Source organism: Streptomyces sp. NPDC107765, from assembly GCF_055657085.1.
The window spans coordinates 266179-278727 of record NZ_JBVKBL010000005.1; the positions used below are offsets into that span (position 1 = coordinate 266179).

The window sequence follows — 12549 nt, forward strand, 5'->3', positions numbered from 1 at the left end:
GTCAGGAACGGGCGGGCGGTGTACGGGTCGGAACAAGGCGCCCGGCGAGTGGCGCTGATGGCGCTGGTGGAGTCGATGGGGGCGGTGGTCCGGTGAATGACGGAAGAGCTGCGGGGCGAGAGGCGGTAGCGGGGAGGGAGGCGGCAGAAGGAGGGAAGGGGGCGGTGGGCGGGGCAGTGAGGAGTGCCGCGCGGGTGGATCTGCCGGAGGTGGATGCCTTCACCCGGCCGTACTGGGAGGCGGCGGCCGAGGGGCGGTTGCTGCTGCGGCGTTGCCGGGCCGAGGGGTGTGGGCGGGCGCATCACTACCCGCGCGAGTTCTGCCCGTACTGCTGGAGCGAGGACGTCGACTGGGAGCCGGCCGCCGGCCGCGGCACGCTCTACACCTGGTCCGTCGTGCACCGCAACGACCTCCCGCCGTTCGGGGACCGGGTGCCGTACGTGGCGGCGGTGGTCGATCTCGCCGAGGGGCCCCGGATGATGACCGAGATCGTCGGCTGCCCGGACGCGGACCTGCGGATCGGCATGCCGCTGGTCGTGGACTTCCGCCGCACGGCCACCGCGGCGACGCCCCGGCCGGCCGACGGGGACGCGGACGGTCCGGAGTTCGCCGTGCCCGTGTTCCGGCCCGCGGGCAATTCGGTGGCGGGGTGAGGCGGCCGGTCGCCATGCTGGAGGGATGCTGATCCGTGAGGCGACCGCGGCCGACTGGCCCGCCATCTGGCCGTTCTTCCACACCATCGTCGCCGCCGGCGAGACGTACACCTATCCGCGCGACCTCGACGAGGAGACCGGGCGCGAGATGTGGCTGCCGGCGCGGCCCGGCCGTACGGTCGTCGCCGTGGACGACGCCGGAACGGTGCTCGGCAGCGCGAAGATGAACCCCAACCACATGGGCGGCGCCTCGCACATCGCCAGTGCCAGCTTCATGGTCGACCCGCGGTGCGCCGGCCGCGGCGTCGGGCGGGCCCTGGGCGAACACACCCTGGCCTGGGCCCGCGCCGAGGGCTACCGCGCCATGCAGTTCAACGCCGTGGTGGAGACCAACTCCCGTGCCGTCGCCCTCTGGCAGTCCCTGGGCTTCACGATCATGACGACGCTGCCGGAGGGCTTCCACCACCCCACCAAGGGGTACGTGGGGCTGCACATCATGTACCAGCAGTTCTAGCCGGTCCGGGTCACATCACGCCACGACAGCCACGACAGGCCACGACAGCCACGACACGCCACGACAGGCCACGCCACGCCGCGCCACGCCACGCCACGACAGGCCACGCCGCGCCACGCCACGTCACGCCGTGCCGTCGGGCCGTGTCGGTCCCGTGACGCCACGCCATGGGCCGGCACGGCTACGGCCAGAGCAGCTCCCGCTCCCAGCCTCCGGTTCCGCCTCGCCCGCTGCGCCGGTAGTTGAGGCGTACGTGGCGGCGCCGGGCGTCTCCCTGGAAGAACTCGACCTCGTCGGGCTCCAGGACGTACAGCGTCCAGCTGGGCACCGGAGCCTCCGGCTCGCGCCGGGCGCGCTCCCACGCGGCCTCGGAGGCGCGCGCCAGCTCCCCGACCGAACCCAGTACCTCGCTCTGCCGGCCGACCAGCGCCGCGGCCAGCGCCCCCGTCGAACGGTGGTGCAGATCGGCCGCGCTCTCCTCCGGGCCCGCCTCGGTCACCGGCCCGCCGACCCGTACCTGGCGGCCCACCGCCGGCCAGTAGAAATCGAGTGCCGCCCGGGGCCGCGCGGCCAGTTCGCGGCCCTTGCGGCTGCCGCGGTGCGAGCCGAAGTGCCAGCCCCGCTCGTCGGCGTCGTGCAGCATCACGGTCCGTACGGAGGGGTTGCCGGCCGCGTCCGCCGTGGCCAGCGCCATGGTGTGCGGCTCCGGCTGGCCGGCCTCGGCGGCCTCGCGCAGCCACTGCCGGAACAGCGGCAGCGGTTCGGCCGGCGCCGCCTCCGGATCGAACGACGGCAGCTCGACGTCCCAGACCCGCAGTCCGCGCAGCAGCTGCCGGAACGCCTGGCCCGCGGCGTCCGCGGTGTGGGCGGCGCCCCCGCCGCCCTCGGTGCCGGAGGCGGCGGTGTCATCGTGCGGGGAACCGGTCGGGTGATCGCTCATGCCGGGCAGCGTACTCAGGCGGCGTACGGGGTCGCTGCTGCCGTTGCCGCCGCCGGAGCGCCGTAGTCCTTGAGCGTGATCGCCCGGGCGCCCCGCTGGACGTCCTCCGCGATCTTCTTCACCACCGCGTCCTTCCAGGGCATGTGCGGCAGCATCCGCAGCATCAGGTACCGCAGCCGGAGCCCCCACCGGCTGTCCGCGGTCATCTGCCGCGCGAACCGGCGCGCAAGCTCATGATTGACCGTGACATAGCCGCGCATCTCCTCCTCGTAACGGGCGAACGCCACCTCCGGCGCGCCGCCCGCCGCCGCGAGCTCGCCGGCCAGTACGTACGCACCGACCAGCGCCATCCCCGTGCCCTGCCCCGATGCCGGTGAGGGGCAGTGCGCGGCGTCGCCGAGGAGCACCACCCGTCCGCGGGACCAGCGGTCCATCTCGATCAGGTGCAGCCCGTCGAAGTAGAGGTCCGGGGCCGAGCGGGCCGCTTCCAGCATCCGCGAGGTCCGCCAGCCGACGCCGGCGAACGCGGTGTCCAGCAGGGCCAGTTGCTGTGCCCGGTCCCGGTGGTCGTACGCAAGCCGGGGCGAGCGGAAGACGAGCAGGCCCTTGGCCGCCGGGTCTCCGGCCGAGCTGTACGCGCAGACCAGGCGGCCGGGCTCCGCGTAGTACAACTCCTCGCGGTCCAGGCCGAGTTCGTTCGGCATGGAGAACGCCGAGACGTACGCGCCGAGGTGCCGCAGGAACTTCTCCTCCGGGCCGAAGGTCAGCCGGCGGACGTTCGAGTGCAGCCCGTCGGCACCGACGACGAGGTCGAAGCGGCGGGGCGCGCCCCGCTCGAAGGTCACCTCGACGCCGTTGCCGTCGGCGGTCGGGGTGAGGGAGGCGATCGAGTCGCCGAAGACGTACTCGACGTCCGCGCGGGTGCGTTCGTACAGGATGCGGGCCAGGTCACCGCGCATGATCTCGTCGTCCCGGCCGGTCCGGGCGCCGAAGATCGCGGCGGGGAGGGTGGCGACCCGCGTGCCGTCGTCCTTCACGTAGGCGCCGTTCCGCATGTCCGTACTGGCGCGCCGGATGTCCTCCAGGATTCCCATCCGGTCGGCGACCTCGACCGATGCGCCGCGGATGTCGACCTTGTAGCCGCCGGTCCGCAGTGCGGGCGCGCGCTCGACGACGGTCACGGAGAAGCCGTAGCGGTGCAGCCAGTGGGCGAGCGCCGGGCCGGCGATGCTCGCGCCGGAGATCAGGACGGTCCTGGGCATGGCGGGATTCCCTTCAGGAGCGGTGCGCTGCTGGGTGGTGGGGTCGGTGAGGACCCGGATGCCTTGACTATACGAGCGTCTTAAACGCTTGTCTATGACGGATGTATAGATTGCTTCCGTCGGGCTTCCGGTCGGGTTTCCCTTTCGGCTTCCGGTCCGGCTTCCGCTCCGGCTTCCGTCGCTCGGGAAAATGCTTCGACCGGTGCGGACGGGGGGAGTTACGCTCCCGGCATGCACTTCCTTCAGATCTACGGCTGACGCGGCGTCGGGCGGTTCACCCGTCCCACGGCTTCTCCCTGCCCTCTTGCGGCCCTCTTGCCGTAGCTCTGCGAAGAAGGAAGTCCCGGTATGTCGCGCACTGCCCATATCGCCATGGTCGGCACGCCCATGGTCAGTCATGTCCTGCCCAACCTGGAGATCATCCGTGAGCTGGTGTCCCGCGGTCATCGCGTCACGTACGCCAACACCGACCACGCCGCCGAGCTGATCGCCCCCACGGGTGCCACGCTCGTCCGCTACACCTCCACCCTGCCGGTCGCCGACAACGTCTGGCCCGAGGATCCGGTCGCCGCGGCCTCGCTCTTCCTCGACGACGCGATCGCCGTACTGCCGCAGCTGCGGGCCGTCTACGACGACGACCCCGCCGACCTCTACCTCTACGACGTCGGCGCGTACGCCGGCCGTGCGCTGGCCGAGGCGCAGGGCCGCGACGTCGTCCAGCTGTCACCGACCTTCGTGGCCTGGGAGGGCGCCCAGGAGGAGATCGGGGCGGCGTTCGACGGGCTGCCGGGGGCGACGGCGTACCAGGCCCGGTTCGCCGCCTGGCTGGCCCGGTGCGGGGCGGTCACCACGGACTTCGCCGAGTTCTCCGGCCGGCCGCGCCGGGCGCTGGCGACGATCCCGCGGGCGATGCAGCCGCACGCGGACCGGGTGGACGACGCCGCGGTGACCTTCGTCGGGCCGTGCCTGGGCTCCCGTGCGGAGCAGGGCGGCTGGGTCCGGCCGGCCGGTGCGGAGAAGGTGCTGCTGGTGTCGCTGGGCTCGGCGTTCACCCGGCAGCCGGAGTTCTACCGCCGCTGTGTGGCGGCCTTCGGGAATCTGCCGGGGTGGCACGTGGTGCTGCAGATCGGCAGGTACGTCGATCCGGCCGAGCTGGGCCCGGAGGTGCCGGAGAACGTCGAACTGCGGTCGTGGGTACCGCAGTTGGCGATCCTGGAGCAGGCGGACGCGTTCGTGACGCACGCCGGGATGGGCGGCAGCAGCGAGGGGCTGTACGCCGGTGTGCCGATGATCGCGGTGCCGCAGGGCGCCGAGCAGTTCCTCAACGCCGACCGGCTGGTCGAACTGGGCGTGGCCCGCCGGATCGACACCGCGGATGCCACCCCGGAGGCGTTGCGTACGGCCCTGCGGGAGCTGACCACCGATCCGCGGGTGGCGGCCCGCTCGGCCGCGCTGCGGGCGGAGTCCCGTGCGGAGGGCGGCGCGCGCCGGGCCGCCGACCTGATCGAGGAGCGGCTGGCGGTCTGACGCGGCGGGGGTGGGGGCGGTCCGGGCGGCTGTCCCCGCTCCGGCACCACCGTCCCCCTCGGCCGCTGTTCCCGCGACAGGCCCTAGTCCCGCCCCAGCACCACCGTCCCCGACGAGCAGAACCAGCCGCCGGTGCCGGAGGCGACCGCGAGGCGCGGGAGGGTGCCGTCGGGGCGGTGCACCTGGCGGTCCGGGCCGACCTCGCCGCGGAGCTGGCGTACCGCCTCGACCAGCAGGAACAGCCCGCGCATCCCGGGATGGCAGGCGGCCAGGCCGCCGCCGTCGGTGTTCACCGGCAGCGCGCCGTCCCGCAGCAGCCGCCCCTTCTCGACGAACGCGCCGCCCTCCCCCTTGGCGCAGAAGCCCAGGTCCTCCAGCGTCACCAGGGTCATGTACGTGAAGGCGTCATAGATCTGCGCGAGATCGATCTCGGACGGCCGGACGCCCGCCCGCTCGAAGGCCAGCCGCCCCGAGACCGCCGCCGGCGAGACCGTGAAGTCGTCCCAGTCGGACATGGTGGTGTGCGAGACCGCGGTGCCGGAACCGAGCACCCACACCGGAGGTTTGGCCAGGTCGGGGACGTGGTCCTCGGCGACCAGGAGGACCGCGCAGCCGCCGTCGGAGCGGATGCAGCAGTGCAGTTTGGTGAACGGGTCGGCGATCATCGGGCCGGCCAGCACGTCGTCGACGGTGATCGGGTCGCGGTACAGGGCGTCCGGGTTGGCCGCCGCGTTGGCCCGCGCCTGCACGGCTATCTGGGCCAGTTGTTCCGGCGTGGTGCCGTACTGGTGCATGTGGCGGCGGGCGGCCATGGCGTACTTGGCGATCAGGGTGTGCCCGTAGGGGACCTCGAACTGGAGCGGGCCCCGGGCGCCGAACGAGAGGTTGGCGGTGCGGCGCCGGGCCTTGAGGTCGGCGCGGGCGGTGGAGCCGTAGACGAGGAGGACCGCCTCGGCGTGGCCCGCGGCGATCGCGTCGGCGGCGTGCGCGGCCATCACCTCCCAGGTGGCGCCGCCCACCGACGTCGAGTCCACCCAGGTGGGGCGCAGTCCCAGGTACTCGGCGACCTCGACGGGCGCGAGGGTGCCCAGGCCGGCCGAGGCGAAGCCGTCGATCACCGACCGGTCCAGTCCGCTGTCGGCGAGCGCCCGGCGGGCGGCCTGGGCGTGCAGCGCGTACGGGGTGGCCTCGTCCACCCGGCCGCAGTCGGACAGGGCGACCCCGGCGACGGCCACCTTGCGGTTCCCGGCGCGAGGGCCGGAAGCTGGTGAAGGCATGAATCTGACGGTACATCAGATACGGGCGGTTGCGGCAGGGGCCGTCCGGCCGGGCTCCCGGCCGGGATCGCCCGGCCCGCCCGCCTCGGGAATCGCGCCGCCCGGCTCTGGGAAACTGCGTCGCCGCTCCCTACTATGACGGGCCGTCAGATCGCGTTGGCGCACGCCTGCCGGACCCGGCGGGCGTGGTCGTACGGCCGGGAGGAGCCCGCCGATGGATGCCGCGTTCACCGAGGAGCAGCACGCAATCCGCCGCACCCTGCGCGCACTGCTGGACAAACGCTGCGGCCCGGACGAGGTCAAGGCGGCGGTGCGTACCCCACCCGGCTACGACGAGGAGCTGTGGCGGGAGCTCGCCGGCCGGCTCCGGCTGCCCGGTCTGGCCCTGCCCGCCGTGTACGGCGGGGCCGGCCGGGGGCCCACCGAACTCGCCCTGGCCTGCGAGGAGACCGGCCGCACCGTACTGCCCTCGCCGCTGATCGCCACCGCCGCGCTGGCCGCCCCGTTGATCCTCGCGCTGGGCAGCGAGCGGCAGCGCGCCGGCCTGCTGCCGGCCCTCGCCTCCGGTGAGCTGACCGGCACGCTGGCCGTGCCGGCCGGCCGGCTCCCCACCGCGCTCGCGCTGACCGGGCCGAACGACGGCGACTGGGCGGGCGGCGGCCGGGCCGGCGGGATCCAGGCGCACAAGGAGGAGGGCGGTACCGGCTGGCGGCTGTACGGGGAGGCCGGGCAGGTGCTGAACGGGCACACCGCCGAGGTGCTGGTGGTGGCCGCGCACACCGGCGGGTTCGCGTGCAGCAGCACCCGGCTCTTCCTGGTCCGGGCGGCCGGTGCGGCCGGGCTGCGGCGGACCCGGCGGACCGCGGTGGACGGGACCCGGCCGCAGGCGCTGCTCGAACTGCGGGACGTACCGGCCGAGTTGCTGGGCGAGGAGGGCGGTGGCGCGCGTTCCGCGGTCGGTGCGGCGCTGGCCGCGACCGGTGTGGTGGCGGCCGCGGCGCTGGCCGCCGAGGCGGTCGGGGCGGCCGATGCGGCGCTGGCCGGCACCGTCGCGTGCGTCAGGGAGCACGAGCGGTTGGGCCGGCCGGCCGGGTCCCTCCAGGCGGTGCGGCACCGGCTCGCCGACCTCTACGCGACGCTGCAGGCGGCCCGCTCGGCGGCGTACCACGCGGCCTGGACGGCGGGCCGCGGGCCCCTCGGGGCGGACGGGCCCTCGGGTGTGTACGGGGGCGAACCCGGAGTCACCGGCCGGGCCGGTGGGTCGGGGGCGGCGGGGCTGGCGCTGGCGCAGGCGCTGGAGGCGCTGCGCGCGGTGGCGGCCGAGGCGGTGCAGTGGCCCGGCGGGACCGGCTTCCCCTGGGAGCACGCGGCGCAGCTGTACTTCCAGCGCGCGGCCTGCGACGAGCTGCTGCTGGGCCCGGCGCACCGGCTGCGGGACCAGGCGGCCGAGGAGGCGGGGCTGTTCGCGGGGGCGGGGCGTGGTGCGGGCCGTACGGCGGGTCTGCCGGCGGGGGTCGACGCCTGATGCCCCGGAGAAGCCTCGGACCGTCGGCGGTGGGGGACGAGCGGCTGATGCGGCGGCTGGTGCAGAAGGTCTCCGCGACCCGGACGTTCGCCCGGATCGCCCCGCATGTCGTCCCGGCCCTGGACGGTCTCGTGCACCGGCTGACCGGGGGCAAGGTGCTGCTCAGCGCCCGGATGCTGCCCGGACTGGTCCTGACGGCGACCGGCGCCCGGAGTGGACGGCCGCGGCGGACCCCGCTGGCCTGCCTGCCGGAGGAGGGCGGCAGCTGGCTGCTGATCGGCAGCAACTTCGGGCGCCCGGGCCACCCCGCCTGGACCGGAAACCTCCTCAAGTACCCCGAGGCGACGGTCAGTTGGCGCGGCGAGGAGATCGCCGTACGCGCCCGGCTGCTGCGCGGAGCGGAGCGGGCGCGGGCGTGGCGGGCGGCGCTGGCGTTCTGGCCGCCGTACGCCGCCTATCAGGAGCGGGTGGAGCGGGAGATCCGGCTGTTCCGGCTGGAGCGACGCTGACCGGTCCGGGGGCGGGCGCGCGGGCGGGAGGGTGCGCGTTCCGCGTCCACATGCACACAGCGGGTGCCTCGGCGCCCCTGGGAGGGGGCGGCCGGCACCCGCTGTGTGTGCGGTACAGCTATGGCAGGACGGATACAGGATCGACGGCGGAACGGGCCCGGATGCAACGGGCCTTGGAGGCGCGGCGCTTCTCGGGCCGCTTCCTCGAAAGGGCTGCCGGTTGCCGGGTTCCCGGTCTTCCGGCTCGGGTGGCCTCGCTCGGGTTACCGGCTGGGCCTAGTGGTTCGGACGGCTTGCTTGGCTCACCTGGTCGGCTTCTTGCCGGTGATGCCGAAGTGCACCAGCAGCGCAAGGTTGGGCTTGAGCTCGGCCTGCTTCACGCCCCAGCTCTGGAAGCCCTTCTGGTGACCGGCGACCGCCGCGAGCATCGCGACGATCGAGCCGGCCATGGCTGCCGGGCTGACGTCCTTGTCGACCTTGTTCTTGCTCTGGAGCTCCTGGATGGAGTCGGTGAGCGAGTTGGTGACGGCGTTGAGGATCTTCATGCGGATCTTGTAGAACCGCTTGTCGCCCTCGGCGGCACCCAGGTCGACGACGCGCAGAATCGCATCGTTCTTGCGCCAGAAGGAGAGGAAGCCGTCGACCAGCTCCTCCGCCGCCTGCCAGCCGGACTTGCCCACCCAGGAGCGTCCGGCGACAAGATCGGTCAGAGTGGCGCCTTCTTTGGCCATCTCCTCGGCGATTTCAAGGACGGCACCTTCGACGTCCGGGAAGTACTGATAGAACGTAGCGGGCGAAGTCCCCGCTTTTCGGGCCACATCGATGACCTTGACGTCCCGGTAGGGGGACGAACTGAGCATTTCACTGAGGCAGTCGAGAAGCTTTTGCCGCGTCGCCTGTCCGCGGCGGCCGGCCACTCTGCCGTCGACGGTTCGTACTTGTCCTGTCATGCCGTCAGCTTACCGAGGGGTGATCGGAGCGCGATTTGGCTGCCTGCAAATGGGGATGCGGGAGTTCGGCCTCCGCGGCCCCTGTTACCGCACCGGTGGCGAACCCGCTCGTGGTCCTGGCGCGCGGCGCGCGGCTTGGTCCGAACCGGTGAATGCTCTTATCAACAGCCTGTGGACAACTTCGGTGGATAAGCGGTCACGCTCCGTGCAGAAAATGCCGGATGTCGACCGGAATTCTGAATTCCCTTCGCTCTGCATGTACGAACCGGTACTAGCGTGGACATATAGCTGCTGCGGTGGCCCGCAACGACGGCCCGGGGGGAAAGCCGTGCGAAGAATGGACGGACGCTTTGCTTCCGGACCACCGTTCGCCGTGGCGGAGAGGCGCGGCCCCGAAGTGGCCTGCGCCGGCGAAGAATTGGCGGGCCGTTCCGGCGGCGGCGAACAGGGGTGCCAACCCGCCGGTAACCGACGGCACCGTCGTCCGCCGGTGGGCCTGTCGGCGCACGTCAGCCCGGGTGGGGTGACGCCGGGTAACGGGCCCGGGGCGGGACGCGGGGGGCATGCCGGGACACGACGGACGGGCCCCGGGTTCGCAACCATCGGCGCGGCCAGGAAGAATCAGCACGCGTACGGCCGTTTCGATAGTCCTCGCCGCAGGCGGGGAGACGCTGCACGGGGCAGTGGCTCTCGACGGCTCGTGGCTTTTGAGAGTCTCTTTTTTACGCCCCACGGGGAGGTGGCAGACAAGTGGTGGAGCAGCTGAAGCAGCTGACGCAGCACGATCCCCGGCGGATCGGGCCGTTCGAGGTGCTCGGCCGACTCGGGGCCGGTGGCATGGGACTGGTCTATCTGGCCCGTTCGGCGTCCGGCCGGCGCGTGGCGATCAAGACGGTGCGTACCGAGCTCGCCGAGGACCAGCTGTTCCGGGTCCGCTTCACACGCGAGGTCGAGGCGGCCCGCGCGGTCAGCGGCTTCTACACCGCGGCGGTGGTGGACGCCGATCCGCGCGCGGCGGTGCCGTGGCTGGCGACGGCCTACGTCCCCGCGCCCTCCCTGGAGGAAATAGTCAATGAGTGCGGTCCGCTGCCGGCCCAGGCGGTGCGCTGGCTGGCGGCCGGAATCGCCGAGGCGCTGCAGTCCATCCACGGCGCCGGCCTGGTCCACCGCGACCTGAAGCCGTCCAACGTGCTGGTCGTCGAGGACGGCCCCCGGGTGATCGACTTCGGTATCGCCTCCGGGGTGTCCAACACCCGGCTGACGATGACCAACGTGGCCGTGGGCACCCCCGCCTACATGTCGCCCGAGCAGGCCCGGGACTCGCGCAGCGTCACCGGCGCCAGCGACGTCTTCTCCCTCGGCTCGACGCTGGTCTTCGCCGCCACCGGGCACGCGCCCTTCCACGGCGCCAACCCGGTCGAGACGGTCTTCATGCTGCTGCGCGAGGGCCCCGATCTGACCGGACTGCCGGACGAACTGCGTCCGCTCATGGAGTCCTGCATGCAGATGGAGGCGCCCCACCGGCCGTCCCCCGCCGACCTGCAGTCCCAGCTCGCCCCGCACCTCTTCGGCTCCGGCAGCGACGACAGCGGTACCGCGTCGGCCTGGCTGCCGCCCGGCGCGGTGGCGCTCATCGAGAGCCGGCGCGGCGGCCGCTCCGCCGTACTGCAGGAGAGCCGGCAGGCGGCCTCCGGGCGCGGCCCGGGCCGCCCCGCGCCCGCCGCACCGCTCCTCCCGCCGTCGCCGCCCCAGGCGCCCGCGCAGGCGCCCGTGGCGGCCCTCCCGCAGCCCGCCCAGGCCCCGCCGCGGCCGGAGAACGCGCCCGCGGGCGCCGCCGCGGACGGCTGGCCCGGCCGGATCGGTGCCGGCCCCGGCGCCCACCGCAGTGGCGACCCGCGCGGCGCCCACCCCGGCCCCATGCCGCCGCCGGCCGCGCCCGCCGCCGCACCGTCGCCGGCCGCCGCGCTCTCCGCGGCACCCGCCGAGGGCGCCGCGGGCGCCGCCGGACCCGTCCACCTCGCCGGCTCGGCCGCCCCGATAGGGCCGGGGCCGCGCGCCGACACCCGGGAGCCGCAGCCCCGCGGGCAGGCCGGTGCCGCGACGAACTGGGTCCGGCCGCCCGGTGGCGGGCCGGTCACCGGCGTGCCGCCGCAGGGCGCGCCCGGCGGTGCGCCGTCGCCCGAGGGCGCCGCGGCGCCGGCCGAGGCACCGCCCGCCGACCCGGGCCGCTGGCGCCCCTGGCGGTTCCGGATGTCCAACGACGTCTGGGGCACCCCCGCCGTGGACGGCGAGCTGCTCTACGTCACCTCCTTCGAGGTGCACGCGCTCGACGTGGCCAGCGGGCGGCGCAGGTTCAAGACCCGCGACGTCGCCTGGGCGATGGCGGTCGCGGACGGCCGGATCCACGCCTCGGACGGCCCGAGCCTGTACGCACTGGACGCCACCGACGGCACCGACCGCTGGCGGCTGAACACCGACGGCTGGGTCTACGCCCTCAAGGTCGACCGCGGGACCGTCGTCACCAGCACCCGTGGCGGCGGCGTCCAGGCGTGGGAGGCCGCCACCGGCGAACTGCTGTGGGAGACCACCGGCGTCCAGACCGACTTCGAGACCGCCGAGGCCGGGCCGGTGATCCACGACGGCACGGTGTTCGTCTGGGCCGACGCCCGGCTGAAGGCGCTGGAGGCGCGTACCGGCGCGGAGCGCTGGTCGTACCCGGTCGGTGACGCGGCGGCCTGCGGCGGGGTGCCGATGCGGCTGCTGCCGGCGCCGGACGGGGCGGTCTACGTCGTGGCCGGCACCCGGGTGCTGGCGCTCGACATCGCGCGCGGCGACGTGCGCTGGCACTTCGAGGCGCCCGCGGTGTTCCTCAGCCCGCCCGCCTTCGCACCCGGACCGGCGGTCACCGGCGGCGGGGTCTATCTGGCGGACTACCTCGGCACGGTCTACGCCCTGGACCCGGCGGACGGCCGCGACCGCTGGCGGATCGCCACCGAGGCCCGGCAGTCCACCGAACCGGTGCTGGTCGCGCACGGCGCGGTCCACCTGGGCAGCGGCAAGGCGCTCTACACCCTGGACGCGGTGACCGGCACCCCGCGCTGGCGTTTCCAGGCGGGCGCGGAGGTCGTCGGCTCCCCGGTCGTCGCGGAGGGCCGGGTGCACTTCGGGTCGGCCGACCACTGCCTGTACACCCTCGACGCGATGGGCGGCCAGCTGCGCTGGAAGCTGGCGACCGGCGGGGAGATCACCGGTTCGCCGGTGGCGGTCGGCGGTGTGGTCTACGCCTGCAGCAAGGACCGCTGCGTGTACGCGCTGGACGCGGCGAAGGGAACGGGCCAGGCCCGGCGGTCCTGACCGACGGGCAGGCCCGGCGGCCCCGAGCGCCGGGCACC

The 12549-nt window shown here is 74.0% G+C and carries 10 protein-coding genes; 6 read left to right on the top strand and 4 right to left on the bottom strand.

What is annotated here, in order from left to right:
• Positions 1–194: 194 nt before the first annotated feature.
• Both ACZ7MX_RS15195 and ACZ7MX_RS15200 read left to right on the top strand, forming a co-directional pair.
• Positions 195–653 carry a Zn-ribbon domain-containing OB-fold protein gene (locus ACZ7MX_RS15195; protein WP_472132152.1) on the top strand — a complete coding sequence of 153 codons (459 nt, stop codon included), beginning with the start codon at positions 195–197 and terminating at the stop codon, positions 651–653.
• Positions 654–678: 25 nt separating this feature from the next.
• Positions 679–1167, top strand: coding sequence for a GNAT family N-acetyltransferase (locus ACZ7MX_RS15200; protein ID WP_472132154.1), 489 nt, complete (start codon positions 679–681; stop codon positions 1165–1167).
• A gap of 181 nt (positions 1168–1348) precedes the next feature.
• Here ACZ7MX_RS15200 and ACZ7MX_RS15205 read toward each other — a convergent pair whose 3' ends face one another.
• Together ACZ7MX_RS15205 and ACZ7MX_RS15210 are read right to left on the bottom strand one after the other, a co-directional pair.
• Positions 1349–2107: a pyridoxine/pyridoxamine 5'-phosphate oxidase gene (locus tag ACZ7MX_RS15205; RefSeq protein WP_472132155.1), complete on the bottom strand. Its 759-nt coding sequence runs from the start codon at positions 2105–2107 to the stop codon at positions 1349–1351.
• 14 nt (positions 2108–2121) lie between these two features.
• Entirely contained in the window at positions 2122–3369 is a 1248-nt protein-coding gene (locus ACZ7MX_RS15210; RefSeq protein WP_472132157.1) for an FAD-dependent monooxygenase, read from the bottom strand.
• 348 nt (positions 3370–3717) lie between these two features.
• On the opposite strand from ACZ7MX_RS15210, the gene ACZ7MX_RS15215 reads away from it, so the two are divergent.
• Positions 3718–4896 (top strand): macrolide family glycosyltransferase, encoded by a 1179-nt coding sequence (locus ACZ7MX_RS15215; protein WP_472132158.1) that lies wholly within the window; start codon positions 3718–3720, stop codon positions 4894–4896.
• Between the two features lie 83 nt (positions 4897–4979).
• Here the strand turns inward: ACZ7MX_RS15215 and ACZ7MX_RS15220 are convergent, their stop codons facing one another.
• Positions 4980–6173 (bottom strand): thiolase C-terminal domain-containing protein, encoded by a 1194-nt coding sequence (locus ACZ7MX_RS15220; RefSeq protein WP_472132160.1) that lies wholly within the window; start codon positions 6171–6173, stop codon positions 4980–4982.
• Between the two features lie 214 nt (positions 6174–6387).
• On the opposite strand from ACZ7MX_RS15220, the gene ACZ7MX_RS15225 reads away from it, so the two are divergent.
• Complete coding sequence (locus ACZ7MX_RS15225; RefSeq protein WP_472132162.1) at positions 6388–7698, top strand: acyl-CoA dehydrogenase family protein; 1311 nt, start codon at positions 6388–6390, stop codon at positions 7696–7698.
• Positions 7698–8207: a nitroreductase/quinone reductase family protein gene (locus tag ACZ7MX_RS15230; protein WP_472132164.1), complete on the top strand. Its 510-nt coding sequence runs from the start codon at positions 7698–7700 to the stop codon at positions 8205–8207. The genes ACZ7MX_RS15225 and ACZ7MX_RS15230 overlap by 1 nt, the downstream gene beginning before the upstream one ends.
• A 302-nt stretch (positions 8208–8509) precedes the next feature.
• Here ACZ7MX_RS15230 and ACZ7MX_RS15235 read toward each other — a convergent pair whose 3' ends face one another.
• Entirely contained in the window at positions 8510–9157 is a 648-nt protein-coding gene (locus ACZ7MX_RS15235; RefSeq protein WP_472132166.1) for a TetR family transcriptional regulator, read from the bottom strand.
• 750 nt (positions 9158–9907) lie between these two features.
• On the opposite strand from ACZ7MX_RS15235, the gene afsK reads away from it, so the two are divergent.
• Complete coding sequence (afsK, locus tag ACZ7MX_RS15240) at positions 9908–12511, top strand: protein serine/threonine kinase AfsK (protein ID WP_472132168.1); 2604 nt, start codon at positions 9908–9910, stop codon at positions 12509–12511.
• The last annotated feature ends 38 nt before the right edge of the window (positions 12512–12549 follow it).

Coding starts and splice junctions, on each gene's coding strand:
- ACZ7MX_RS15200 (WP_472132154.1), top strand. CDS start 679: ATGCTGATCCGTGAGGCGACCGCGGCCGACTGGCCCGCCATCTGGCCG.
- ACZ7MX_RS15205 (WP_472132155.1), bottom strand. CDS start 2,107: ATGAGCGATCACCCGACCGGTTCCCCGCACGATGACACCGCCGCCTCC.
- ACZ7MX_RS15210 (WP_472132157.1), bottom strand. CDS start 3,369: ATGCCCAGGACCGTCCTGATCTCCGGCGCGAGCATCGCCGGCCCGGCG.
- ACZ7MX_RS15215 (WP_472132158.1), top strand. CDS start 3,718: ATGTCGCGCACTGCCCATATCGCCATGGTCGGCACGCCCATGGTCAGT.
- ACZ7MX_RS15220 (WP_472132160.1), bottom strand. CDS start 6,173: ATGCCTTCACCAGCTTCCGGCCCTCGCGCCGGGAACCGCAAGGTGGCC.
- ACZ7MX_RS15225 (WP_472132162.1), top strand. CDS start 6,388: ATGGATGCCGCGTTCACCGAGGAGCAGCACGCAATCCGCCGCACCCTG.
- ACZ7MX_RS15230 (WP_472132164.1), top strand. CDS start 7,698: ATGCCCCGGAGAAGCCTCGGACCGTCGGCGGTGGGGGACGAGCGGCTG.
- ACZ7MX_RS15235 (WP_472132166.1), bottom strand. CDS start 9,157: ATGACAGGACAAGTACGAACCGTCGACGGCAGAGTGGCCGGCCGCCGC.